At 48.3% G+C, this 25,472-nt stretch carries 22 protein-coding genes and 1 pseudogene; 15 read left to right on the forward strand and 8 right to left on the reverse strand.

Annotation, left to right across the window (positions count from 1 at the left end; translation table 11 throughout):
* Positions 1 to 336: 336 nt before the first annotated feature.
* Both FP815_05055 and FP815_05060 read left to right on the forward strand, forming a co-directional pair.
* Positions 337 to 786, forward strand: coding sequence for a hypothetical protein (locus FP815_05055; GenBank protein MBA3014305.1), 450 nt, complete (start codon positions 337 to 339; stop codon positions 784 to 786).
* Between the two features lie 312 nt (positions 787 to 1,098).
* On the forward strand, positions 1,099 to 1,800 hold the full coding sequence (locus FP815_05060) for a hypothetical protein (GenBank protein MBA3014306.1): 702 nt from the start codon (positions 1,099 to 1,101) through the stop codon (positions 1,798 to 1,800).
* Here FP815_05060 and FP815_05065 read toward each other — a convergent pair.
* The 4 genes from FP815_05065 to FP815_05080 all read right to left on the reverse strand — a co-directional run bounded on the left by FP815_05065 (position 1,780) and on the right by FP815_05080 (position 5,730).
* On the reverse strand, positions 1,780 to 3,609 hold the full coding sequence (locus FP815_05065) for a TIGR02281 family clan AA aspartic protease (protein ID MBA3014307.1): 1,830 nt from the start codon (positions 3,607 to 3,609) through the stop codon (positions 1,780 to 1,782). The genes FP815_05060 and FP815_05065 overlap by 21 nt on opposite strands.
* A 295-nt stretch (positions 3,610 to 3,904) precedes the next feature.
* A complete protein-coding gene (locus FP815_05070; GenBank protein MBA3014308.1) occupies positions 3,905 to 4,831 on the reverse strand; it encodes an AAA family ATPase in 927 nt (308 codons plus the stop codon).
* Positions 4,832 to 4,882: 51 nt separating this feature from the next.
* Positions 4,883 to 5,278 carry a hypothetical protein gene (locus FP815_05075; protein MBA3014309.1) on the reverse strand — a complete coding sequence of 132 codons (396 nt, stop codon included), beginning with the start codon at positions 5,276 to 5,278 and terminating at the stop codon, positions 4,883 to 4,885.
* A gap of 14 nt (positions 5,279 to 5,292) precedes the next feature.
* Positions 5,293 to 5,730, reverse strand: a complete 438-nt coding sequence (locus FP815_05080) for a PilZ domain-containing protein (protein MBA3014310.1) — start codon at positions 5,728 to 5,730, stop codon at positions 5,293 to 5,295.
* Positions 5,731 to 6,072: 342 nt separating this feature from the next.
* Here FP815_05080 and FP815_05085 point away from each other — a divergent pair, with 342 nt between their 5' ends.
* From FP815_05085 to FP815_05100, 4 genes are all read left to right on the forward strand, one after another.
* Positions 6,073 to 6,357, forward strand: coding sequence for an excinuclease ABC subunit A (locus FP815_05085; protein MBA3014311.1), 285 nt, complete (start codon positions 6,073 to 6,075; stop codon positions 6,355 to 6,357).
* 4 nt (positions 6,358 to 6,361) lie between these two features.
* Positions 6,362 to 6,688, forward strand: a complete 327-nt coding sequence (locus tag FP815_05090) for a HigA family addiction module antidote protein (GenBank protein ID MBA3014312.1) — start codon at positions 6,362 to 6,364, stop codon at positions 6,686 to 6,688.
* A gap of 686 nt (positions 6,689 to 7,374) precedes the next feature.
* Positions 7,375 to 8,232: a caspase family protein gene (locus tag FP815_05095; GenBank protein ID MBA3014313.1), complete on the forward strand. Its 858-nt coding sequence runs from the start codon at positions 7,375 to 7,377 to the stop codon at positions 8,230 to 8,232.
* 305 nt (positions 8,233 to 8,537) lie between these two features.
* Positions 8,538 to 9,335, forward strand: coding sequence for a PEP-CTERM sorting domain-containing protein (locus FP815_05100; protein ID MBA3014314.1), 798 nt, complete (start codon positions 8,538 to 8,540; stop codon positions 9,333 to 9,335).
* A 349-nt stretch (positions 9,336 to 9,684) separates the two neighbouring features.
* On the opposite strand, the gene FP815_05105 is transcribed toward FP815_05100, so the two are convergent.
* From FP815_05105 to FP815_05115, 3 genes are all read right to left on the reverse strand, one after another.
* Positions 9,685 to 12,153 (reverse strand): DUF3536 domain-containing protein, encoded by a 2,469-nt coding sequence (locus FP815_05105; protein MBA3014315.1) that lies wholly within the window; start codon positions 12,151 to 12,153, stop codon positions 9,685 to 9,687.
* A gap of 338 nt (positions 12,154 to 12,491) precedes the next feature.
* A complete protein-coding gene (locus FP815_05110) occupies positions 12,492 to 13,325 on the reverse strand; it encodes a sulfurtransferase (GenBank protein MBA3014316.1) in 834 nt (277 codons plus the stop codon).
* A gap of 58 nt (positions 13,326 to 13,383) precedes the next feature.
* The gene (locus tag FP815_05115) at positions 13,384 to 14,166 is read right to left on the reverse strand and encodes a sterol desaturase family protein (protein ID MBA3014317.1); all 783 of its coding nucleotides are present in this window, start codon (positions 14,164 to 14,166) and stop codon (positions 13,384 to 13,386) included.
* 827 nt (positions 14,167 to 14,993) lie between these two features.
* Here FP815_05115 and FP815_05120 point away from each other — a divergent pair.
* The 9 genes and pseudogenes from FP815_05120 (at position 14,994) to FP815_05160 (ending at position 25,045) form a co-directional block, all read left to right on the forward strand.
* Positions 14,994 to 15,134, forward strand: a complete 141-nt coding sequence (locus tag FP815_05120) for a hypothetical protein (protein MBA3014318.1) — start codon at positions 14,994 to 14,996, stop codon at positions 15,132 to 15,134.
* 1,297 nt (positions 15,135 to 16,431) lie between these two features.
* Positions 16,432 to 18,006 carry a DUF2397 family protein gene (locus FP815_05125; GenBank protein MBA3014319.1) on the forward strand — a complete coding sequence of 525 codons (1,575 nt, stop codon included), beginning with the start codon at positions 16,432 to 16,434 and terminating at the stop codon, positions 18,004 to 18,006.
* Positions 17,991 to 18,650 (forward strand): DUF2398 family protein, encoded by a 660-nt coding sequence (locus tag FP815_05130; GenBank protein ID MBA3014320.1) that lies wholly within the window; start codon positions 17,991 to 17,993, stop codon positions 18,648 to 18,650. Before FP815_05125 ends, FP815_05130 begins: the two co-directional genes overlap by 16 nt.
* Positions 18,647 to 20,896 carry an AAA family ATPase gene (locus FP815_05135; protein MBA3014321.1) on the forward strand — a complete coding sequence of 750 codons (2,250 nt, stop codon included), beginning with the start codon at positions 18,647 to 18,649 and terminating at the stop codon, positions 20,894 to 20,896. Before FP815_05130 ends, FP815_05135 begins: the two co-directional genes overlap by 4 nt.
* Complete coding sequence (locus tag FP815_05140; protein MBA3014322.1) at positions 20,872 to 22,113, forward strand: hypothetical protein; 1,242 nt, start codon at positions 20,872 to 20,874, stop codon at positions 22,111 to 22,113. The genes FP815_05135 and FP815_05140 overlap by 25 nt, the downstream gene beginning before the upstream one ends.
* Complete coding sequence (locus tag FP815_05145; protein ID MBA3014323.1) at positions 22,114 to 23,358, forward strand: hypothetical protein; 1,245 nt, start codon at positions 22,114 to 22,116, stop codon at positions 23,356 to 23,358.
* Positions 23,359 to 23,672: 314 nt separating this feature from the next.
* The gene (locus tag FP815_05150) at positions 23,673 to 23,981 is read left to right on the forward strand and encodes a nucleotidyltransferase domain-containing protein (protein ID MBA3014324.1); all 309 of its coding nucleotides are present in this window, start codon (positions 23,673 to 23,675) and stop codon (positions 23,979 to 23,981) included.
* Positions 23,971 to 24,357: a HEPN domain-containing protein gene (locus FP815_05155; GenBank protein MBA3014325.1), complete on the forward strand. Its 387-nt coding sequence runs from the start codon at positions 23,971 to 23,973 to the stop codon at positions 24,355 to 24,357. The genes FP815_05150 and FP815_05155 overlap by 11 nt, the downstream gene beginning before the upstream one ends.
* Before the next feature lie 468 nt (positions 24,358 to 24,825).
* A pseudogene (locus FP815_05160) lies at positions 24,826 to 25,045 on the forward strand (hypothetical protein).
* Positions 25,046 to 25,168: 123 nt separating this feature from the next.
* Here the strand turns inward: FP815_05160 and FP815_05165 are convergent.
* On the reverse strand, positions 25,169 to 25,411 hold the full coding sequence (locus FP815_05165; protein ID MBA3014326.1) for a helix-turn-helix domain-containing protein: 243 nt from the start codon (positions 25,409 to 25,411) through the stop codon (positions 25,169 to 25,171).
* Positions 25,412 to 25,472: the final 61 nt, after the last annotated feature.

Raw genomic sequence — 25,472 nt, forward strand, 5'->3', positions numbered from 1 at the left:
CTCCAATCCCGGTGCCCGTGGAACCGGGTATCTTTATGAGATCTGGTATGAAGATGGATCGGCCGTAAAAAACAATTCCAATAACGATGAGACCTATATTGATGAACACGGTCAAAGTAAGGTGAATGAGGTTAGGGTTCATGATGAACGGCGACTGAAATTATCAACAAAGGGTATTCCCCCCGAACCTGTTCTTGTTGTTCATGAAGGAAAAGCGACAATTATTACAGGATTTGACACAAAAGATCCTCCAATGCAGCCGAACCTGCTTCGTCATTACTGGAGACAGATACCTCAATAACCTGAAATGTTATCAACTAGGAGGGATGCAATATCATGCGTATTGTAAAATATTTTAATGTTACCGCAGCTCTATTACTATGTAGCCTGTCGATGTTTCTGAACATAAGTCTTGCTACAGAGCAACCACCAACGGAGTTAAGAGCTTTTATTATGGAAATTGATCTCAAGAACGATCTGATGGTAGTGGCTGAAAAAGACATCCATCTATTGGCCCAAATCGTTAATGGGAAAAAGGTATGGAAGACTGTTTTTGTAGATGCTCAAGGTAATCCCATCCCAGCTCAAACATATAAAGAAAAGGACAGAGTGCTCGTCCGCGGGGAGGAATCTGCCTCTGGAGCTATCGTTGCTCACGAAATCATTAAGTTTTCCGAACAATCCACAGAGAAAAAAAAGCCGAGCAGCACAAACCCAGAGAATTCTAACTCCTATAATTCTCTTCCACCAGAGATTCGTTTAGAAGGGGGAGTCTGGAAGAATTAGAGAGGATTGTTTGGATTTTTCCCAAGCCAGTTCAGTTGGATCAACACTGTACTCTGATGGTAACGGCTCAGGTTGTCAGTTTACGGTTGACAGTTGACGGTGATTGGGTCCTGCCAATGGCTGAGAACACACTGACATTGAGTATCATGCGATGATTTATGACAAACCATAATTCTTTTAACCGTAAACCGATAACTGATTACCGTTAACCTGTGTAGTTACCTCTGATGAAAGAATAAGTGAGGCATCATCACGTAACTTTCAACCGGAACTAGTTATTCGTCAAGCAACAAAAACACAAGGAAAAGTAAGGTGCATAAACAAGGCATGGAGAGAACGATAGAAAACCAAACAACATGCCTATGCTGCGGAACCTGCTGCATCAAGGGCGGGCCAGCCCTTCACCAATCAGACCTTCCACTCATTCATGAGCGACGGCTTGCCCTTGGCGACATGATCACCATTCGCCAAGGTGAGCCTGTCATCTCACCTCTCACCAACAGTGTGGAACCGGCACGTATTGAACTAATCAAACTTGTCGGTCATAACGATTCCTGGATCTGCCACTTTTTCGACAAAACAAAGAAGACGTGCGGAATCTATGCCCATCGGCCGCTCGAATGTAAGCTGCTGAAATGTTGGGATTCGTCGTCACTCACCAATATCATCTACCAACACTGTTTAAAACGCGAGGATATATTACAAGATGATGAAGAACTTTGGGAATTGATCTCATTGCAGGAAGAGCATTGCAGTTTTGCCAAAATCTCTCAACTTTCTACAAAATTTGCTGAAGTCAATGACCAAACTTTACTGACAGAAATTGCCCAAATTGTTACTCTGGACTTCAGAATCAGACAAAAAGCTGTCCAAAAGCGGTCCTTAAGTCTAGCTTCAGAACTCCTCTATTTCGGCAGACCCCTATTCAAATCTCTGAAATTTTTCCAATTAACAATCAAGGAAGATCCATTTGGGGTTACAGTCATCCCTGCATCATTTGGGACGGAGCGATAATTTTCCCTCGCGGGTGTTTAAATCCATACGGAAGCGGCTCAAATAGTTCATACCCAATAGACCAACGCCCGGTTGATCAGGAATATCGATAACCAAAGCGCTAACATTATTTTCCACCCAGCCTTCGATCTCCAATGTCTCAATCAGCACCTCGGTGGCCGATATCACTCCCCCTGCTGTTGACACTGAGTGGCTGTCCCAATGCCCTCCACGAACCGGTCGTAACCCTAAAGATTCAGCCGTAGCAGACGGGATTGTCACTAGTGAGGCCCCGGTATCCACTAGAAAACTTTGTCGAATAGATTGATTCAACTCGGAAGTTACTGGAATCCGATTACTTCCTGCAACAAAACGGATCACAACCGTGCCTTCATCTCCCTTCAATTCCGAAATTTTTCGAGCGAGCAACTCATAACGATCCTGCATTGCTGCAGGGTACTCCATCATGCTTATCAGGCGCTCAGCTCCTTGCCAGTCCCCATTCAGCAAAGCTAACTCAACCCCCAATAGATGAACGTATGGGTCATTTGGATAGTAGGCCTTAGCTTTGGCCAAAACTTGAGCCGCCTCGACAAGAGACTTAACAGTGACTAAGGATTGCAACCAGTCCTGATAGAGTTTAAGGTGCAGTTCATTGACTGCGGGCACATCAACGCCCCCCTTTTCAACAAGATCCTTGCCGAGGGTTTCAAGTTTTATAATCGCAGGCTCAATCCCTTGAGTCGATGTGATCACAGGAATCAAGTCAAGCAAGAGTTTGATGTCGCCTATCTCTCGCAAGATATCATCGTTAAGGATATCGACAAGTTGCGCCCCTTGACCTTGATGGATGAGTTCCTCAGCCAACTGTTTAAGTAACTTTCCAACAACATCTACCCGCAAGAAGTCGGGTGTGTCGTTCAACGGCAATTTGGGTTGCCGGGAAAATCCGTCAACAAGGGCTTTCAATCGCTCCAAGGAAGAATTGTTTGCTTTCATGGACAAGGCTAGAGCGAACTTTTCCTCTCTGCCATTAGCAAAAGTTTGATCATAGAAATTACGAACATCACTGTTTGCTACTATCCTGGAACCAACCGGGCCATTCCAGAGATACACGTTATCAAGCCACGCACCAAAAGACCAGCCCACAATCGATTCTTGCTGAATGAACACCCCAAACTCTTTGATGTCCAGGGGTAATGGACAGACCACAAAATATCCTTGTCTACTGCCTGGCATTAATTGAATGTCTAATATCTCTTTTTGAGACTCAATACTCATCCAGGCTAAGGGAGCGTCAGCAACCCACTGAGCAAGAGATGCCTCCCCCTCGTGCTCAGTAAACGAGGCTAACTGCCAAAGGCTGACCACCCTTCCCTTGTTCCAGATCCCTGAAGCAATCTCAGCAGTTGACCCATCATCCCGGGAAACCGTCCACTGAGAGCCTCCATATAAAGCCCGAGTCGGCATGGCAATCCAGCCATTCCCCATCAAGGCGGCCTGAAGTTTAGCCATCTGACGTCCACCGGGTCCAATAATTGAGACCCAACCGGTCCTTAAAATCACCGATTTATCTTGTGCCGATTTTTGAACCTCTGTCTCGTTCGATAAAGGCTTAGCGTCAGAGGAAACGTCCTGCGGAGTATTGGCATCGTCTAAAACAGCTTTCAGTCGATCTGCCATCTCCTTCCGTTTACTGTTTTTCTTGTTTTGAACTTCCTCACGCTCAGCTGCAGAAAGTTCCGGTTTACTCTCATCATGCGTAAAGAGCGAATCACGAAATACAAAACCAAAGCCACTAATCCACAGACAAAACATTGCGAGAATCATCAAACGTTTTCTGTTACGAAAACGATCAACACGCCGTTGAAAGTGAAACGGAGCTCCGCATTGCACACAGTGACTCACAGCATCGTGATTATCAGTTTTACATCTGACGCATCTCACCAGATCTCACCAAACACATTAATCCGTAAAATACTTTGATTACCGATCAGATAAGTAAACCACAAACCCTGAGCCTGTTTACAAGAGAAAAGAATACGATACGTTGGGTCGTTAAGAACAATCATCTGAGCAGTATTTTTCATAAACCATAGCCTAATGAAGCAATCAGTCACGAAACTTATCGTAACAACTTATTATTGTTTGCTATTTTCCTGACCAACTCTCGGTAATCGCTCGCCCCTGGTGAACCTGGAGCAAATTCATAGATGCTGCGACCATAGGCTGGGGCTTCGGACAGTCTGACATTGTAACGAATAGGAGAACAAACATTATTTCCATACAACTCCTTCAGTTTTTCTAAAATACCAATCGATTTTTTAACCCTCATATCAAGAAAGGTTGGCAGGATGTATTTAAGAGCCACCTGAGGCCGATACTTTTGAATTGAGGCAATACTTTTTAAGAATTCAACCAATCCCTGAATAGACATGACCTCAAGTGAAACCGGGGCCAGTATTTCAGTAACAAAAAATAGAATGTTAACTGTCAAAGGATCCCACCCAGGAGAGGTGTCAACGATAACATAATCAAAATCCTTGGTAGGCTCAGCCAAGGTTTCAGCCAGAGTCAATTCGCCGCCAAAATCCTTCCTGCCAATCAGTCGCTTGACCCCAGCAAGTGATTTTCCACCCCCAAGTAACCACAATCGTTCACGGACCTGGAGCATAGTCTCCTCAGGTCCCAGTTCTCCCAGAACTAACTCAGTAAGTCCAGCATTAGGTGTCACACCTAACATATAACTGGATTGTCCCTGGGTATCAGTGTCAATCAACAGCACTTTAAACCCGGCGAGAGACAAACCCATAGCAAGATTTACCGCTGTCGTCGTTTTCCCAACACCGCCTTTGCTCAACGAGACACTTATCTTCCTAGGCCCCTCTTTCTTCTTCACAGGAGGCGGCGCAACAATCGCAGCAGGCGATTCTGTCAAATCGAGAGGAAAATAATTGCCACAGAATTTGCACTTCGCTTTTTTAACATGAGCAGGGATGGCCTTTTCGTCAATATTGTGCTGTTTTTTGCAATGGGGACAAATTATAATCATCGCATCGATACTCCTTAATATTCAGTCTCGGATTCCTCGAGCAATCAAACTCTACGACTTCTCGTGATTTTTTTTAAGCAATTCACGAATCAAGGCGCTATCCTTGCCTTTCTCCACAAACTCATGCAGCACCACAGTGATAGCACTCTCGACAATTCTGGATTTACTCGCCTTAGATTTCGAATTGGCAGGGAGGAAATCACGAATATCTTCCTTGGCCTCACCCAGATTGTCAAACACCTCTTTAGTCAGATAGTGAGTAGTTTTATGCTTCTTCCCCTGACGATTTTTTTTCTTTGCCTTTGGAGATTTCGCTAACGGTTTATTTTGTAAAGCATTCGAATCCATATGAGTCAATTTCATCAACTCTTCGATTCCACGAACCATACTTGATGAAGAATCATTTAATATGTCACCCAGAATATCGAATTTCTTATTTTCACTCATAGCAGATAATCCTATCAAGGTACAAAAAGGGAACTGCGACTCTTCTGCAGATAACGGATAATGGCATCCTGGCATTCATTGGAAATCGATATCAGTTCAATTCCACAGAGATCATGAATCCCGTCATTAGATAAATGCATCACCACCCCATCAGTTGAAAATGAGTGCCCCCCAATGGTAAGCAATATTCCCTGAAACTGAGCAAGGCTCTTCATCTCACCAGAATGATTGAGGTAGATACCAACGCCACGTTCGCTCAGATTAAATACAACGTAATGATTGCCGTTAATAGTTAACGAAATCTGCTCCTGTTCACCAACCGGGGTACGGAAACCATGCCGCAAGATTTGCTCAAGCGTCACATGGATTTCAGGGGAACCATCAGAGGTTTTTTCCTCCTGAAAATTATCGTCAGCGTCAAACTCAAGGCCATGCCCATATTTTATATCCATGCCAATCCTCCTTTGCCTCAATCCACAACATTTCTTATATCATTAAATGATGTAACGTATTCGATGTCAATCGCTAACTACTAAATATCCCAGAATGATACGGTTGCTAGAAAACGTATCTCAAAAACAACGTTATAGAAATACTGTATCTGATCACAGGGTAGGGACTTTCACCCCATTAGTTCACGCCCGTACCGGGCGTACACCAGTGCATACAGCGGAACGCCGGGAAGCACTGTTTTTTTGTTCATCTACAATGGCGGCGTCCACTGATGCTTGGCGTTCAGCTCTCAATTTAATATTCCTATTGACGAATGACGTATCTCGTCATGTCATATAGCTATGATCAAATCCTTCAAATGCAAAGATACGGAAAAGCTTTTTGACGATTTGGATGTAAAAAAATTCAGAAGTTTTTCTAGGACAGCAAGAATAAAACTTGAAGTTCTGAATGCAGCTATTTCTTTGCAAAGTTTGCGAATTCCCCCTGGGAATAGGCTTGAGCAGTTAAAAGGCGATAGAAGCGGACAGCACAGCATTAGGATTAACGACCAGTGGCGTATTTGTTTCGTATGGTCGGCAGAAAACGTCTTCGACGTAGAAATTGTTGATTATTACAAGGGGTAGAATTATGGCAACCAAACTAACTCCAATCACTCCGGGCGATGTATTATTGGAAGAATTTCTTAAGCCAATGGAAATCACTCAAAACCAGTTAGCAAAAGACATTAATGTCCCTGCAAACCGGGTAAGTCAAATTATCCATGGCAAAAGAGAAATTACTGCTGATACTGCGTTACGTCTCGGTAAGTATTTTGGTATTGAGCCGGAATTTTGGCTCAACCTTCAGGTACGGTACAATATGAAAATAGCTAAAAGTAAAGTGGGCAAGTTAATTGATAGAGAAGTTAAAAATCACTTTTCTCAAACTAACCATCGCAATCTTTCGTCCACATAAAATGCTGATTTCACAGCAATAATTAACAACACCGCAGCAAGAAGCGAGATATTAAACCCAAGCTTTGCAATAAATCCGAATCGGGTAAGGGCGGGTTTCTCTCCCGCCCTTACCACACTATCCTTTCCCGACCTTCTCGCAAAGATTGGTATCGAGAAGTCGAACATCAAAAAACATAACGGCGCCATCACAGTGGACAGTCAAGAAGGAAAAGGCTCTTGTTTCACCGTCTCTATCCCGCTACGCGACGCCCTGCACGACAACAGGCTTGACGATTTTATCTCAGCGCGAATTGCACCTTAATTTTCTTGAGAAGAAAACAGCCAGACGTCATCTTCTTGATTAACAATAAAAAGAAGACCTCATGCAACAGCACGCGTGACGCTTAATTCCGCAAAAATCATGCTCCATTCCTCTACATAACTACTAATACAAACAATAATTACTTGATTTATATTAGTAGTTCCGCTATCTACTGTTAATAAATTACCATAACATCAACCACGCCGCACTTATCTCACCTTCTCAGCTCATCCCTGGACACTATGTCCAAGAAAAGGAGCGAATAGAATAACATCCATACAGTCACCAGATTTACTCATTTTATCTGCCACACAACCCAAGAGGTTAAAAAGCCGTAACTTCTGCCCACCACGCACATCAAACCATGAAAAGAGGAGAAAAAAATGGCAAAGAAAGCGTTACTTGTTGGAATCAATGACTACAAAGGAATCAGTGACCTGCGCGGGTGCATCAACGATGTTACTAACATGCGGGATATCCTGAAGACCTATCTCGGCTTTACCAACAGAGATATCCGCGTCTTGGTAGACAGTCGTGCAACCAAAGCGAATATCGTTTCCCGGCTCCAGACTATGGTGAGCACTGCCAAATCAGGCGATTTTTTGGTGTTTCATTTTTCCGGCCATGGCTCCCAGATCCGTGATCGCAATGGCGATGAATTGGAAGACCAGATGGATGAACTCATCTGCCCCTATGATATGGACTGGGACGGCACCTTTATTACCGACGACTCTCTCAACAGCATTTTCAGCAAACTGCCCAAAGGCGTGCTGCTTGAAGTTTTTCTGGATAGCTGCCACTCTGGCACCGGTCTCCGTGATATTAACTTTGGACGTCCGGCAAATTTAGGACCGGAACACACCACCCTGGATCGGTTCCTTGCTCCACCCGCAGACATTGAATGCCGCCTTGAAGGAGAGGAAGATGATCTAAAGTCCCCGCGAAGCTTCAGAAGCGCCAATCGCAGCACAGTCCACCACATCCTCTGGGCCGGCTGCAAAGACAACCAGACCTCGGCAGATGCTTTCATCAACAACAGTTACAATGGGGCCTTCACCTACTTTTTCTGTAAACATATGCGTGCCAGCGGCGGCACTCTTTCCCGCAAAGAACTGCTGAGCCGGGTGAGACAATCTCTCAGGAACGACGGCTATTCCCAAATCCCGCAACTCGAATGCGAAGCGACGGTTCGCAACGCTCGCAGCCTGACCGCTACCGAAAAGGCCAAAAGCAAAAAATGACCTGATGTGATCATAAAAGAGACTCTTTGACCAGGCTCGCACCTCTCGGGATGCGAGCCTTTTTTATTCGAAAAAGCCCGGGGTCAGACCCTCTGTCCAGAAATCCCTGAATGTCCCACATTGTTCCGATTTTAACTAAACTTATCCTTGCCTTTTACTGGTATTCATGTTCCTTTATCAAGTCATAAATAGAGTTTAAAAACAAGGGCATTCCCCCCGCCAGATCACACCAGAGCATATATGCGACTGAGACCTAGAGAGCAGAAATGAAAATAAATTACTCTACCTAAAAAGAAAAAACCGACATGAAACGACACATTGGACTTTTCCTAGGCATCCTCCTTCTGACAGGGGCAAAAACCACCTTTGCCACCAGTTACTACTATACCTTCGAAGTAACCTCAGTTTCGCCAAACAACACCGGGATACCCCCCGCCTCCATCATCGGGCATAAATATATATTTTTTGTTGATCCTGACCGCAATGGTTTCCTTCCCTCAGGAGCTTCTAGCTCTAGTTTTTTTTACGCTCATTTGATGAACAATGCTGAGTTGGCAAGACTAACCCCTGAGTTTTTATCTTTAATCGGAGTTGTAGTCGATACCCTGCCCCCTCCCTTCGATCCTTCAAAATATGGTAACATCCTCTTTGATGAGTACAGCGACAACAATCCCGCTAACACCATTATTATAGATTGGGGATCTTCGGACTCTTCGATAAAACAGCTTGAAAGCACCAGAACTCCTGTCCCTGGCAGCTACGGGGATAAGAACCACCTGTTCGGCCTGAACATATTCAAAGAAGGCAATATGTTCACCATGCAGGATTATGGTGAGATATTAATTACCTACAAACACCCAGTCTACAAAAAGGACGCCGCTGGCAAAACGATCTGGGAAGGCGGAAACAAGGTGATTGATTATTATGAGCCAGACACATATGCTCCCCAATTTACTCTGCTGCAGACAACAGTCAAACTGACCCACATCACCCCAGTCCCTGAACCTGCCACCTTCATTCTGTTCGGTTCAGGACTGACGGGTCTAGTGGCGGCACGTAGGAAAAAGAAATCGAGAGCCAAGAGCTGGGCCATTATACAATGATGGGATCTGCCATGGTCACACAATCAAGACTCGTCCACTATTTCTGCGGCATTTTCCTGACTTGAGAATGTGATCACAGACGACGCAGAACCAGAAAAACCATGATGCACTCTGACATTGGAGAACCGATTACGTAAACGTTCACCAGGCACCCCATCTGCTTTGTCAGCAGCCTGCTCATGTGCAACCAGCACACTTCGCAGACCGCTTTATTGACCGACGAAGCGGGTCAATATAAATCGCGCAGGTAAGCGACCGTAGGGAGACTCCGGCTGAGGTACCAGGAAAACGTTTACAGTCCGGTGAAATCCGCACGTCCAAAACTTCTGGTGAACGATTACCTGATTACTTATTTCCCTGCAGAGACATCCAGACCGAATCGTTGAAACACGGCTTCGACATTGAAAAAAAGATCCCCGCCTAAGACCATGAACCCCTCAAGCCAACGAATCGCCTCGGCATCTCCAGCCCGCGCCTCAGCCGCAAAATCCTGAGCAATAGACTGGGCCATGCAGTGGTAACTGTTCTGGATCTGCCAGTAGTTCACATCAGCATCTATTAAACCAAGTAATTTTACCCCGGTCCTGATCTGATCCAGCAATTTAGTATCTGATGGATTACTGCCAAACTGGCCCATCATACCTTCCAATCTATGTCTGACAACCATCTCCGCTTTTGAAGTATCGACCTGAACCCCCCACCGCCGGATCTCTTCTAGCACTTCAAGCATTTTATCACTGTCCAAAGGTTCAGCACGAATCGCATTCCAGAGGTCATGATTGAGTACGTATTCCGCAGCATTCACCAGCTCCCTGGGGATAGGCATCCGGGTGTGCTGAAGAAACTGCATCAGAGCCCGATTTCGGCCATACATTTCCCGATAATGATCGATATACCCGCCCACCGTTTGTGCGGTAAGAATTTCAAGGATATTGTGCTGCTCATCCCGAAACAGATCAAGGAGTGAATATGTATGGGTGCCAAAGTGCGCATCCATGGATCGAATAACTTGAGTGTAGTCTCCAAGTTCAAAACTTGAAATAATCTCATTCTTCATCTCAAGATACGCCTCACTACCCCTATAAGGACGAACCCCGCCGTTAATGGAATGGTCTCCGAAGTGCAATACGCAAAAGCTTGCCCACCGAGTCTGCCATAAAAGCTTCGACCGAACCTCGATCCGGCCCAGCGCCACTTTGACCATACCCAAACTGGAATGCCAGAAATCATCGCGCCTGACATCATAGCGATAGATACTGACACTTTCACCATAGTCCTTAAAAAGTGAACTGACTGCATAATGAGCGGCGACCTTTTCAAGATCGATCATGGCCGGCCGCACAAATTTTTCATAGATATGGGCCCCGTCTCGATGCTCTGGAATATTACTCTTGGCCGCTGCCAGACGTTCCAGAAAAGGGGCTTCCAGCTCAACACCCAGATCTCTGGCAAGTTGAATGACCCGTCCGGCATACTGCAGAATCTGAACCGTCTCAATTCCAGAGATCTCGTCAAAAAACCACCCGCAACTGGTATACATCAGGAGAGCATGACGCTGCATCTCCATGCAGCGGAAAAACATAATACGCTCCTCGTCTTGCAACTCCCTCTGCGAATGAATAGCGGCAAACTGACGAGCTACTTCTTCTGATTGATCGTTAACAACCAGGATATAGGCATCTCTTGCCACCCACGGATCAACACCAAGCGAACGAAGACTGGTTTCATATAACGGCGCTATTTCATCACGAAGCCAATCCAAGGCCAACCGAAGCGGGTTACGCCACGCCTGATTCCAACCATGATTTCCACCGGAGTTACACCCACAATCACCTTGCCACCTATCGATCCCGTGCACACAACTCCAGGAGGAATTTTCAAAAATTTTCACCTCTTGTGTGGGAGGGTGACGTTCCAGGTATTCACCGTAATTTGTCAGACGAGCAAGACCTCTTGATTCGATAGAGTGCAAGGCATAAGACAACGCCATATTCCCAAATCGATGATGATGGCCATAACTCTCTCCGTCTGTTGCAATATGCATGAGTTGAGGCCAAGAACGGGCTCCAGAAAAGCCGTCGTTCAGACGATTCGCAAAATGATCTCCGGCACTGAGCAGTTTCTCAAAAGCCACTGCCTGAGAGATGGGACCATCATAAAAGAAAAGATTGATAGTCCTGCCCGATGGCAGTTTACATAAATAAGAACGCGATGGATCAACACGACTGTTACTGATATCTTGCCACCTGCCCCCTCCCTTGATTTTGCGCATCTTAGCGGCCTGCCTGGGAGCGAGAATTGTAAACTTGATGCCGTGCTGGGCAAGAAGATCAAGTGTCTCAAGATCCACCGCCGTCTCAGCCAGCCACATCCCTTCTGGATCGCGCCTGAATCTATGGCGAAAATCCTCAATCCCCCAGACGACCTGAGTCTGTTTATCTCTGAAACTAGCAAGGGGCATAATGATATGATTATACACCTGAGCCATGGCATTGCCATGCCCTCCCCTCCACTCCCTGCTCTGCTGGTCGGCAGCGAGAATCTGTGCATAGGCATCAGGGGTATGTTGTTCCATCCAGGAGAGCAGCGTCGGCCCAATATTAAAACTGATTCGAGCATAGTTACTCTGGATATCGACAATTCGACCTTCGTCCCCCAGAAGCCGTGAGGCGGCATTAGGGACATAACACTCCGCTGCGATCCGTTCGTTCCAATCGTGATACGGGTGAGCCGTATCCTGGATCTCGATCTCCCCAAGCCAAGGGTTCTCACGGGGAGGTTGATAAAAATGGGCATGTACACAGATATATCGTTCCATTGTATTCCCTACTTGAGACCCCTGCCTTTCTAGGCAGAATTATATTAATAAACAGATACTAAATCCTGATGGCGTCGCAAAAAGTGCGATCTACTGCGTTGCGTGGCGGTTTTGCTCATTCGGCATACCATATGTATGGCCTCACTCACAAAACACACCCCGCGCCTCGGAGTCTCTCTTTGATCGCTTACCTGTATATCGCACCTTTCGGAGTCTCGCAGGCTCGCTTACCTGCTTAGCCATCTCCGGACTTTTTACGAGATTGTCAATCCTAACTATTTCGAAATGACAAAATACATGACATCCGCTTCACAGAAAATAAGTGGGAAATTAGTCACTTAACTCTGGGACAACAGGAGTGCATCCAACTCATCAGACAATAAGGAAAGATGCCCCTTCTCTTCGCTTGCCAAACTTAAGAACAATGTGCTCACCTCCTGCTGCTCCACCTTTCTCGCCATGCGAATATAGAGATCAAGAGCTTGAGTCTCAAGAGCCATGGCAAACTCCAGGATATCCCGCTTGCCGCGTAACCGCCCTTCCATCCGCGCCATCAGATCCTGAACTCGGCCTCCTCCCTCCATCACTTCCCCAATCTTCCGGGACGGCAAGGCCTCCTCGGCGTGAACATGCCGGTACTCAACAAGAAGCCGTGCCTTGTGCTTATCCTCAAAGCCCATTAATCGCAGATAGAGTTCCTGATCATCCGCCTCCGTTGCCCGTCCGGCCATATTTCGATAAAACTCCTGCAGACCATCTTCCATGGCATATGCTAAACTTAAACCATCGGGATAGTCCTCGTCCCCGGTAAACAATTCAAGTCCAGATCCTTCCGGCCCGGCGGCTTGAGTCCCTTGCCATGCCTTAATCCCCCCGGCCATATTGAAGACAGTAGTAAATCCATAACCAGCAAGCAGTTGCGCCGCCACCTTACTCCTGCCGCCGACAGCGCAATAGACAATGAGTGGTTTCTCCTTTTCCAGCTCAGCCGAACGATCTGGCAACTCTTTAAGCGGGATAAGGATAGCGCCAGCCAGATGACCACCGGCATATTCCTCAGGCTGCCGAACATCAACAAGTTGATAGGCGTTAGCTTCCCTTGCCGCCATAAACTCCTTTGCCTCTGCCCCGGAAAGATCCTTCCCCGGCACAAAAAGGTTCATCCAGTTCATCCCTCACTCCATTGTCTCATAGTCTTTATTAAATGTTGGATTCAAAAATTGATCCGCATCAAATATTAGGCCGAACAGGCAAGAGCAACAACTGCCACAAGCCAAGCTTTTCTATGTCCCGATAAGGTTTTGTACCTATGACAATCGTTTCCTGCTCAACTTCTGTGATCAGTGTGCCAAGCATTCGATCCCACAAGGAAAAAATCACCCCATAGTTGGAATTATGCTCCTTGATCTTGACCGAATGATGTACCCGATGAAGAAATGGAGGGACAAAAAGAATAACCCACCACTTCTCAAACCATGACGGCACCCTGATGCTGCTATGGTGAAACTGAACAGCCAGGTTGACCAGAATTTCAAAAATTATATACGCAGTCAGACTGATGCCAAAGGTATAAATTACAGCCAACCGGATCAGTCCCGTCACCAGAAACTCACCGAGATGGAAGCGGTTAGCGGTGGTTACATCCATATTCAAATCAGTATGGTGAACCCGGTGAAACCGCCACAAAAATGGTACCTGATGAGTAAGCAAGTGCCAGATATAAATAAAAAAATCTAAAACAATAACACCAGCCGCAACCTTCACCCACTCAGGAAGAATCACGGTATTGAGCAATCCTAAGTTTTGTTCATGTACGGCAAGACAGAGACCAACAATAGAACTGGTATACAAGAGATGGTAGATTATACCATTCATGAGGGACAGGGGGAGGTTGGCAAGCCAGCGCCGTGGCCTGGCAACAGTTGGCTCTCGATAGGAAATGAACTGCTCAAGAAGGAGAAATACAACAACCCCGAACCAGTATAAAAACGGTTTCAAGTCGTACAAGTTCATGGCAGATTCTTCCCATACAATTCATTAACTGACAATGGCCAGACCTCTTCCAAAGAAGCCCCTATGCAATGGGACTCTCCGATCACTCCCCAGGAAACAAGACTGGACATTCAATGTCAAAGTAGAAAAACTCCACAATTTAGCAGGACATCCTTTGCGAAGTTTCAGCTAATCTAGGAGCCTGTCGGACTTAGACATAAATCTACTGCAAACTCGTGAAATCGTGACCAGATATTCATGAATTTTCGCTACGATTCTCTAAATCCGACAGGCTCCTAGGGACCCTTCATTGATTAGCAGCGCTGTGAACGTTTACAATTCCGGGGTTACCTGTAGTTTCGGCGCCCTTGGTGAACGGTTACGATTAATCGATAACCGTTCTGCAACAATCTCCCAATTATTTCCGTTTTTACGAAATACCAGTGTCTTCGAACTTGTGTCGGCATAGTTGGACGATGCATACTCCTGAATAAAACGAGCCTCCCACAAGGGACCTCCATCAATTTGAGCAAATGAAATATCGGTAATTTTCACCCGAATCCAATCTTTACTACGATTTTTTTTCTTTTTATCGGCCAACCATACGTTACGCCCCTGATTGGAATTTCTGAAATCCGCAGCATAAAAAGCTCCAAAATGTTCCATGTCTCCTTGAGGACCGGCTGCAGCCTCCCACGCCTTGCGCCACGCTTCTAATAGTTGAGAGATCTCCCCTGCTGGCCTAACATCAGGCGCATCAGCAACCTCAAGCGCCACACCCTCTTCTTGCGAAGGTGCAGGAATAACCACAGGGGGTGGAGTCTCTGCAGGAATAATGCTGGTGATGGATTCATTTGCAACTAGCGGCTCTGCTGGAGGCTCTGCGACAGACGACCCGGCATCATCAAGTGGAATCTCGGCAAGAGAAGGCGCATTACTCCCCTGATCGTTGGAGATCTGCAAATATTTGCATTCTGCCATTTTTTTAATCACCCCCTCTCTTAACAATTCAGAGACCGGGATCCATTTAAAGCCACGTTTAGCTAGAGTGCTCAAGGCAAGAAGGTTGGAAGCGCCGGACTGCTGGGTTTCGTCATAAGAAGCCGAGCACAATGTCTGTCCGGAACCAGTATGAATCAGACGGTACTGGAATGCCACAGACGATGGATGCTGAACACCATAGTTTCCACCAGAACGGTCAGTGTAACGCTCTAATCCCCAAAGCATTACGGCTTCAGCCCCCATCGCCTTACCAATCGCCAAGGCCTGGGCTACGGGACTGGCGCTGTAACTCTGCGAGTAGGCATTGACCTCCTCATCGCTCAGCAAACGAACCTGATGATTAGCGGAAAAAAACTCAGCCAGCATTTGGTCTAAAACGGCAACACCCTCATCCATCACCTTGGCAGCTTGGGGCGATAGCGGAGGCGACCCACTTTCGATCATCACTCCAGACGGCAGCACAGCGATACTGTTCACAACCTTGGGCAAATTGTCGACGTCCGGAAGAGATGGCTGCCGGACGCAGCCAACCATCTGCAGAAGAAGCAAAAATGTAATGGAGTAGCGCATGAGATACCTTAAAAAAGATTTTTATGGGGAGCACCGAGAAGATAAAACCAGGTGAGAGAGTAACCCGATATATTCCGTGCTCGGGAAAGTGTCCTTTTTACCAGATGTATGACCACTAAAACACAATAGGTCAGAAACAAAATCGACTCTTCTTCCTCTGCCAATACCAGTTGAATTTCAGTATAACAAAAAGGGGTATCCGAACAACACTAAAAGTAAAAAAAACCTAGACACCAGCACGCATTCGCCAACCAAGAAAACACGGCGAACACTTGTGTCAGACACCCCCCTCCGGCGCAGTCTGCTGAAGGGTGAATATTCATCATAATCTGACCCAACATTACAGGAAAGAGATTGATTTACATAAGGATGTCGGCTAGTTTTTCGTAAACGTTCAGCAGCACCGCATCTGCTTTGTCATCGGCCTGGTTCGCATACCATACGTATAGCGTACAGGCCTCTTTCGCGCAGGTAAGCGACCGAAGGGAGACTCCGGCTGCAACACTGTGAACGTTTACAGTTCCGGGGTTACCTGTAGTTTTAGTACCCCTGGTGAACGGTTACAGTTTTTCTGACGATACTCTGATTGATGCCGTCCTCTCCAAAACGGAGACCACTTCATGCACTATCCACAACAACTCTATTCCAACCGTAAACCGGTAACGGGCAACCGTCAACCGTCAACCTGACTATCAACCTGACTATTTACAATTCATGACAAACCCGGCTCATCAAGAAAAATCCCAGTTGCTCGGGGCAGAGGCACAGTCTGCCTTTGAACAGGGAGCTGGACGCCATCTGATCACCAGCCGCAACCGTCAACTAGGGTCGCTCCTGAGCTCGGAACGCGGCATCTATTACACCCAAATTCTCTACCGCATGCTTATGTTCAAGCGCGAGCATGAGCTGGAACCTCTCTACGAGGACATCTTCCAGGCAGTACGACCGGCTCAAAATACCATTGAATCCGGTGACTACACCAGCCAGCAATTCCGAACCGACATGGCTCAATTAGCGGAATGGGATCTGGTTCACTTCAGGATTGAAAAGGAACGGTTGCGTGGGTATCGCGACAACCGCAAGAGGAAATTCCGCTACACTCTGACCGATGAATGCGCTCGCTTCATTGAGTGGCTGGAAAGCCGTCTGGCCGACGACTTGGAAGAGCGTGGCCATGACACCCGCGACCTGCTGCAGGAGGTCTGCGGCTCCTTGAACGAATTGCTCCGCCTGCTCCATCATCTCCGCCGGGATGACGATTCACAGGGAGATTCCGCCCGTCGGATCATTTTCCAACTCTTTAAGATTGAAGACTTGACCCGCGCCATTACCGCCGGTCTCATTGAATTCAATGGTCGGCTCCTACAGTTTATCATTCAGAGCTATAACATTGCCGAAATCAAGGCCATCATCAGTGAACTCGATACATATGTCCACAGTTTCCTGAGCCAGGTCTATGCCCTACGGCGAGAGATCATCCCCCTCATCACTCGCTTGCAGCAAGAACAAAACCAGAACAAGCTTGACCTGTGTACCCGAATCATGGAGGCTGAGCGCTTGCGCTCCCCACATCTTTTACAGGGCATGAGGGAAGCGGCACGAGTTGGCATCGTTGCCGGGTTGCACTCCTTTTATATCGAGAACGGCAAACTGGATCAACTCCATCAACGCATCGGCGCCTCAGTCCTCAAAGTCTGGCAGAAACTCCGCAGCCACCTGCGGGAACTGGAACGTAAAAACAATCGCCTCCAGGATCTGCAAAGCCGGATCAATGAGATTACCACGCTCCCTGAAGATCATGCTCCTCAAGCCTTTATGGCCAACCTCTTGGCCCCGGCCCATCGCTACAGCGACCCACATTACTGGGATGAACATGAAAAGGCATCACCCCCGGAACCTCGCCGCCGAGTGAGTATGAAAGAGGCTGTAAAACATAGCTATCTCCCCCGCAAACAGCAGGCCGACCGACCGGTGCAATCCATGGATGAAGCACGACTTACAGATATGGCCACATGGCTTGCCCAAGCAATCATGCGTGGAAGTTCCGACCAGGCCAAGGTCTCACAGGGCCAATTTATCGACTACAGCGATCTCCGCAAAGTAATGGACCTTGCCCAGGCTGGCTACCTCGACAACGGCAGACGGCTCGACCGCATCGATTACCAACTTACCGATGATAGCGATGTTATTCATCTCACGGCCGGTGAGCAGGCCTTGAGTCTCCGAGAGATTATCGTTCAACAAAAATCACCCGCTTTAACAGGAAACAAGTTATGGAATCCAAATTAGCCGGTCTGCTGGAGCGTAGTGGCGACAAGGTCCGCGCGGTGCTCAACATCATGATGGAGAGCCCCTATTTTTACTGCGATGATAATCCCGACCTCTTTTTTTTCTTAAAAAGACACCGTCAGGAATTTACTGAATTTTTCGAGATTTTTTACAACTGGTCCCTGCTGATGGACAGTAAATGCGCCCGGGCTTACAAAACCGAGTGGCACAACACCGCTATTGCCCCAAGCGCCCGAACCCTGTTCTCCTTCACCAAGCGGGATGAGTGCCTGGCCTTCATGATAATCCTTGAGTTCTACGAACACCAACTGGAAGAGAACGGCATGACCGTGGAGGACAAGGAGAATCTACGTTTTCGCTTCGGAGACCTGCTGATCCATGCCCAGCGTCGTTTTGCCCTCTGTTTTCCTGATAAGGCCAGCCAGTATTCAGAAGAGTATGTCCGGGCCAAAATCCTCAAGCCTATCCTGCCGGAACTAGAACGATACCGCTTTCTCAAACGGATTGATCCACCCGATGATCTCAGCGCCAGCGACGACGATATGATCTACGAAGCCTTACCCGCCATCTACCATTACAACGCCAATGCCTTGAGCCGGATTATTCCTGAGCTACAACAACAGACTGAGGTTCCGGCCGAATGACCCCGCCAACCCCTTATCAGATCACCCGCATCAGGCTGATCAATTTCCACAATTTTGTCGATGAGACCATCGACCTTGCCCATGGCGGCCATCTCTTCCTGCTGGGCGATAACGGTTGTGGCAAAACCACTATCCTTGACGCCATCCACTATGTGTTAACTGTCGGCCAGTCCCTGGAATGGAACGCCGCCGCACGGGTCGCAGGATCAAAACGGGAAGGCCGCCGAATCCAGGGCATTGTCATGCGCTACAACCTCGATTGCGGGGCCATCAACCGCGATGGCGGCATCACCTATGCCCTACTCGAAATAGAGGGTCGCCATGGCCTCCCACTCACTGTCGGCATGGGCATCTCAACCTCAGCGATGGATGAGCGGATAAAACAATGGGGGATTATCCGCGAATGCCCCATTGCGGACATCCCGCTGCTGATTGAAGACGAACAGGGTCGTCGCCCTGCCGATCGCCTTGAACTCAAGGAACTTCTCAAACAAAAGGGCGGGTTCCACGGTGAACCCAAATCCTACCAGCATGAATTGGCTCGCCGGTTGTTTGGAGGAGAGGAGAATTTTCAGGAGGTTTGTCGATTCCTGGCCATGGGCAAAGCCTACCGGGAAATTGCCTCACAGTCCGCAGATTACCATGAATTGTTCAAGAGTTTGCTGCCGGAACCAAAAACCGAAATCTTCGAACGGATCATCGACGCCTTACGTACCCTGGACCAATCAAAATCCATCCTGGATGATCTGGAAAGAAAACTGCATTATCTTAAAAGCTTGCAGAGTTTCACGCTGAATATCGCAGCCGACAGTGAGGCATCGATACGCTACCAATGGCTTTCGTGGCTGATGCGAGAAACTTTTTCCAAAAACTCGATCGAGACATTGCGTCAACAGATAGCCAGTCGCCAACAAGAAATGGCCCAACTCATAGCATCAAGACAACAGGAGGAAGAGACTGAAGCGTCCTTACGCACACGACTCGACGACCTGATGACCAAAGATTCTGCCGGCTTGGTTCGCCAGGAAAAAGAAGGGCGTGAGGAGTTGAGCAGAAAAGAACGAACCCTGGCCAAAAAAAAGAAAGAGTGCCAGAACCTTAGCAAAATTCAACAGGCCAGCACACGAAAGCAGGCCGAACAGCACCACACCTTGGTCCGCCAAGTATCCGGTCTGCATAGTGAATTAGGTCAAGGCGCAAGCCTTCTACCTTTCTCCATCTCCCAACTACTGACAACACTGGACACGATAGGACGCTCTGAGGAGATAATTACTCAGGCCTTGGATTTTGGCGTCCAAGAGTTTTCCAACCTGGTGTCTGACACTCGAGATCAAGAACTCCGTCAACTGACCCTTCTTGAACAAGAGGGCGAAACCATATCCAATACCATAACGGATCTCACCACCGAGTGCCACAGGCTTCGCGCCATGGACGAAGCGCAACCCATCCTCCCCGGCTGGACCGACTGCCTCGCTGCAATGCGCACCGGAATGCTCAACCCCCGCCCCCTTTATTCCGGCCTGGAGTGGCGTCCTGGACTCTCTCGTCAAGAACAAGAGACCATTGAAGAGTCAATCGGCCAAGAGATCGCCGCCACCTTGGTGCTTAGCGATCCCGAGTTTGAAGCGGGCCGCGGGATCGCTATTCTCTGGCCAGGAATCAGAATCAGCTGTCCCGGTCGAGGACTTGACTCCTTACCGGACTGGATGCGCACGGCCTTTGACCTGACTCAATCGAATCCCACCTGCTTACGCTGCCTGGCCGCTGAAATGCAGTGTGATTTCGGACCGCTGGTTAGTGTCGTCAATAATCGTAGGGTATTAAGCTTCCGCAGTCATGACCGCGGCCTGCTCGGCAACCCGGCCCGACTTATCGGCGAGAATAGCCGCAGGGAGGCTATCAAGGCCGAGATCAAAGGTCGTGAAGACGAATTACGTCAATGGTCGCGGCAACAGACAGAACTTAACCGGCGCCTCAAAACCATCCGCGAGACTGTGGAGCGCCTGGACAACTTTACAGTAAAGCTTAGCACTGGGATCAATAGCATCCAGCAGACAGCACGACTAGCCTCCGAGTGCAGCCAGAAATTAACTCAAGATAACGCCCTGCTTACTCTCCACAACCGCCAGCACGAAGAACTTGCCCGAGAAACCACCCTCTTATCTACACGAATCCAAGACCTGACTCATCTCATCTCATCCAACAGGAGGGACTGGCTTCCTTGGAGGGCAAGATCAGTCAATTAACAACCAAACTCAAACGACAACGAGAAGCGATCAGTCGAATCGACACCCGGCTAGGAGGGGCCGAGACCGAGCAGCGGAACGACAACGATGCCATCAACCGCAAGGAAGCGGAGCAAAGTGACGCAGAAATTCAGCGAAATGCCTGCGCCGAACAATTGCATACCTTGATTCCTGAGCTTATCGATATCGACCATTATGTCCTGCGCACCAAGAAGGGCATGCAGTTTAAAACCCTGGAGTCGGTGCAAAAAGAGCAAGAGGGGTGTAACAGGTCCATTCATGAAAACCGAATCCGCCTTCGGGAGCGATTAAACGATCCTGAGTTCGGCGCAGCCTTCCGCTTCCAGTATGAGGAGAAAGACAACGAGGTCCTAGATTTCCGGGGGAGAAAACTTAACGAAATCGTCACTCACTTAGGGGGCGAAATCAATGAGCAACATGAAATTATCAACGAACGGACTAAGGACCTGTTCAAAAAAATCATCATGACCGAATTGGTCAATTACCTAAGGGCTCACGTCAGCCAACTTGACCAGATGATCCGCACCATCCGCAACAAGCTTGACCAGCGCACCTTTGGTAATCAGCGCTACCGCTTCCGGATCAAGCCGCTGGAAAAATACAGTCGACTGGTGGCGGTAATCAACAAATTCAGCCCCTTTGACCCGGCAGCAGAAGAGGAATTGCGGCATTTTTTTGAAGACCACAGACAGGAGATCATCAACACCGAGGTCGGGAATATTCCAGAAGAGCTGGATTACCGGAACTGGTACCGCTACGAAATGGAAGTAACAGCGACCGGCGATCACGGAGTGGTCATGGATCGGAGAAATAAGAGCATCGGCTCCGGCGGCGAACAGGCAGTGCCCAATTACCTGTTGGTGCTAACTATCGCCCATTTTCTCTACCACGGCAAGAAGGTGAAACTCCATACCCTGCTCTTTGACGAGGCCTTCTACGGCATCGATGCCGGTCGCCGCGACCAACTCTTGGGCTTTGCCACCGACCTCGGGCTGCAACTCTTCGTGGCCTCACCAGATCAAGATGGTGTGCGCCGCGAAATCAGCTATTCCACCACTATCCTGGTCAAGAAGGACACTAACTTCGATATCCATCTCTACCCGTATCATTGGCAGAATCCCGATAACGTTAGACAGATCGATCTCTTTGCGCAACCACAGGACCCTGAACCGATTGAGTTCGGGGAGGAACTGTAGATGACACGAGTCATCAAAGAACTTCTTAGGCAGTATCCCTGCCTCCGGCCATACCTGGAAAAGATCTGCCAACGAGTCGATAAACAGGGCGAACTGAAAGGAGTCATGAAGGTCGGGCAGAGTCTGAACAGGGAGGATTTGGCAGCTCTCAAGGCCTTTTTTGGCTTGCGGGCATTGTCCCTGTCGCGGACTGGGGAAGTACGGCTGAACTGGACACGATTCTTTGAAGGAAAAACTGAGTCTGGGGTCAAGGAATGGGTCAGTGCTCTTTTCCACGCCCTTGATCTTCCCAGAGATGACCACAGACAAAAGACACAATCCGAAATCCAGGCGGCAACACTTCTTGTCGAAAGACTGCGTTTGGCCTATCCGGAACTACACGATATCCACCAGTACCTTATCAAAACTCTGCCAACCCTGGCCAGACAGATCGCCCGTCACGGAGAAATGGCAGTAGCACGTTCATTTCACGCTGCGGAAATCATCCACTTCCTCCGTCAAAACCAAGATCCATTGACTTTCTCCGAACTTGGCGCCCGTTTCCTGAACGACTCCAAAACCCTGCGCGACACAGAACTGAGCCGACTCATTGCCTCTTGGCTGATCATCCAGGAAGAGACCGAGGATGGTTCATGGCAAGAGTCCGCATCAGCATTATGGGAACGATACCACATAGTTCGTGACCGCTTGGCAGTGCAAGCCACCATCTTTGGCCCCTTGCTCTATCAAAAGGATAACCAGACCTATGACTGGATTTTTCGTCTCTGGCAAAATAACGAACCGGCCACCCTTTCCTGGCCCAATATCGCAGGCATAACACGACTCTGGCTAGCGCCAGGCCATGAAGATAAGAATGAGTTGATCACCATTGAGAATGAAACCCCTTTTACCCGTCTGATCAGAGAACGTCATCCCGGCACCCTGCTCTACACCGCAGGTTTCCCCAACGACGGAGTAACAGCACTCTACCGACTCCTCGACCAAGATCATCGCCGCCACTGGGGAGACAGTGACCTTGCCGGCCTCAGGATTGCCGCTATTCTCAACACCATTCGACCGTTGCGCCTCTGGCGATGTGACCAAAAAACGCTTCAACGCCACGACATCCAACTGATTCCGCTACAGGAGAATCAAGCCAGACAGATTACAGACTTCCTCACCAGGCACCCGGACTTCCCCTTTACACTCGAACTCCAATTCACTTTGGATCATGGCTGGCTGGAGCAGGAAAGTTGGCAGCTGTAAGAGTGAACTTTCCGAACTTTCAGCAGTCAACACCGAATAATCGTCAACAATAAGGATGGTGTGTTTTGTAGCCATATCACGCCTCTGGGCGAGATTAATGGAGGGGAGACAAAAGGGCACAGTGGCAGTCTGAAGGCTAAGGCGCTACCTCAGACTTCAGACTATTCGCCCTTTTTATTTGGTTGCAGCCTCATGCTGCGTTATGTAATGATGATCAAAGCGGGGCATCGCGGCTCATTAAGAGCCGATACAAAATACCGTGTGTATTGTAGCACCTTCCTTCAACTTGGCGATCAAACCTTGGAGTTCAGGCAATGGCAATCAACATTGAACAAAAAAAAATTGTAAAAAGTGACCTTGTCAAGCAACTACAAATAGCTCCCGAGATCACAAAAATTATTGTCTTCGGATCGTTTTTACACGACGACGCGCCAAATGATATCGATGTTGCAATCGTCCAGAATAGCAATCTGCCCTATCTCGCCCTGGCCATGAAATATCGAAAAATGACTCGTGCCGTGGCCCGACAACTCCCTTTAGATATCATTCCGCTCAAGATGGGGGCAAAGGATTGTACTATCATGGATGCTATAGCCCAAGGCGAGGTTATCTATGAAAGATGAAACCAGGCTCTGGCTAGCCTACGCTCAAGAGAATCTGGCTTCGGCTCGGGTGCTGCTTGAAAGCGGCCTCTTCAACCCTTGCCTGCAAAATGCCCAGCAAGCGGCAGAGAAATCGTTAAAAGCGTGTCTGATTGAGCAAGGACAAGCAATCCGCAAGACGCACAGCATTAATGAACTTGCCGCCATGTTGACAGCGGTTCATTGTGATTGTGGCATGAGCGAGGAGGAGTGTGATCTCCTCGATACAATATATCTGCCGTCCAAGTATCCTCTGGGGAGTATTCTGCCGGATTTTGTACCAGACCTTGAACTGTGTCAGAGATGCTTGACTATTGCCGAAATGGTTATTGTGAAGGTACACTCACTCGTCAATTAAGCGAGTCACGGCTCAGCGTCCCCAACTGCGTCAAAAAAAGGCAAATTGGTCAGGTCTTGTCATCAAACAATTCAATAAACCATGGAGACTTGTGCTTGATCGGGAGAGTAGCGGCAAGCCTTGCAGCTTGCCGCCCTCGCAGAACCGGACTTGGAGCGTTACACCATCCGGCTCCCAGCTTGAGTCATTCACCATGGGCGAGGATACGCCCATGGTGTGAAGTGAATAAGTTGTGTGGTCATGCGCATAGTCCGCTCGGTGTCGGGGCCTGTTTCCCCTATTCACTATCTCAAACCGGTGCCCCTTCACTCCCGCAGCATTACCCGCGTTCATCGCTACTATGGGCACCTCCGACTTCCGGTAATCGCTGCCCTCTTCCTCGTTGTTTAGGCTTGTCGGAGGGTGCGCATTGCTCCGCGCCGATTACCGGATCTCCTTGGTTACCGCACAATCGTTGTGTCAGGCTCGATACGGTCTAACAATCCCGGGTGGTCGGGCACGGCTTGCCCTTTCAACTTCTCGCCGTACCCGCTGTTGCCTGCTGGTGTCTTGAAACCATCGGCCCCTTCCAATGCGGTCATTTCGGGACTACAACCTTCACGGTCGGCTTTATCCGTTACCATTGCGCCTCGCCTGCTTTCTTGCCTACGCATCAAACAGCCCATTACTGGACTGCCTGCAAGGCTAGATACTTGGCTCGTGGCTAACGATTACCAAGGCGGGATTCACACCCGCTAGATTGTGCGACATTGCCAAGCCGCAACCAAGACCTGACCATATGCAGTATGATCATCACACCGGGTTCTATAACTCAAGCATGCAATGACTTGAGCACCACATCTGGAGCTATTGAGACAATCTTGAGCAGAGCGACTGCCGGGCCGGTAGGATTCCAGCGGTGCTGTTCCCAATTTTGCAAGGTCTTGATACTCACATGCATGAGTGTGGCAAATTCGCCTTGTGAAAGACCTATTTTTTCCCTTATCGTCTTGACATCGGGCGAGGCCACTTCAAACCGGTGAGAAGCTGCCAATGGCGTACATGTCAAGTCGATGCAAACAGGAACTGTTTTTTAGTTATTTTCGCACTCTCAGCTTGATATTCTTATGGTGCAT

The sequence above is a fragment of the Desulfobulbaceae bacterium genome, assembly GCA_013792005.1.
In the GTDB taxonomy this organism is placed as follows: Bacteria; Desulfobacterota; Desulfobulbia; order Desulfobulbales; family VMSU01; genus VMSU01.

Coding starts and splice junctions, on each gene's coding strand:
- FP815_05055 (MBA3014305.1), top strand. CDS start 337: ATGCGTATTGTAAAATATTTTAATGTTACCGCAGCTCTATTACTATGT.
- FP815_05065 (MBA3014307.1), bottom strand. CDS start 3,609: ATGATTCTCGCAATGTTTTGTCTGTGGATTAGTGGCTTTGGTTTTGTA.
- FP815_05070 (MBA3014308.1), bottom strand. CDS start 4,831: ATGATTATAATTTGTCCCCATTGCAAAAAACAGCACAATATTGACGAA.
- FP815_05075 (MBA3014309.1), bottom strand. CDS start 5,278: ATGAGTGAAAATAAGAAATTCGATATTCTGGGTGACATATTAAATGAT.
- FP815_05080 (MBA3014310.1), bottom strand. CDS start 5,730: ATGGATATAAAATATGGGCATGGCCTTGAGTTTGACGCTGACGATAAT.
- FP815_05085 (MBA3014311.1), top strand. CDS start 6,073: ATGATCAAATCCTTCAAATGCAAAGATACGGAAAAGCTTTTTGACGAT.
- FP815_05090 (MBA3014312.1), top strand. CDS start 6,362: ATGGCAACCAAACTAACTCCAATCACTCCGGGCGATGTATTATTGGAA.
- FP815_05095 (MBA3014313.1), top strand. CDS start 7,375: ATGGCAAAGAAAGCGTTACTTGTTGGAATCAATGACTACAAAGGAATC.
- FP815_05100 (MBA3014314.1), top strand. CDS start 8,538: ATGAAACGACACATTGGACTTTTCCTAGGCATCCTCCTTCTGACAGGG.
- FP815_05105 (MBA3014315.1), bottom strand. CDS start 12,153: ATGGAACGATATATCTGTGTACATGCCCATTTTTATCAACCTCCCCGT.
- FP815_05110 (MBA3014316.1), bottom strand. CDS start 13,325: ATGAACTGGATGAACCTTTTTGTGCCGGGGAAGGATCTTTCCGGGGCA.
- FP815_05115 (MBA3014317.1), bottom strand. CDS start 14,166: ATGAACTTGTACGACTTGAAACCGTTTTTATACTGGTTCGGGGTTGTT.
- FP815_05125 (MBA3014319.1), top strand. CDS start 16,432: ATGACAAACCCGGCTCATCAAGAAAAATCCCAGTTGCTCGGGGCAGAG.
- FP815_05130 (MBA3014320.1), top strand. CDS start 17,991: ATGGAATCCAAATTAGCCGGTCTGCTGGAGCGTAGTGGCGACAAGGTC.
- FP815_05135 (MBA3014321.1), top strand. CDS start 18,647: ATGACCCCGCCAACCCCTTATCAGATCACCCGCATCAGGCTGATCAAT.
- FP815_05145 (MBA3014323.1), top strand. CDS start 22,114: ATGACACGAGTCATCAAAGAACTTCTTAGGCAGTATCCCTGCCTCCGG.
- FP815_05150 (MBA3014324.1), top strand. CDS start 23,673: ATGGCAATCAACATTGAACAAAAAAAAATTGTAAAAAGTGACCTTGTC.
- FP815_05155 (MBA3014325.1), top strand. CDS start 23,971: ATGAAAGATGAAACCAGGCTCTGGCTAGCCTACGCTCAAGAGAATCTG.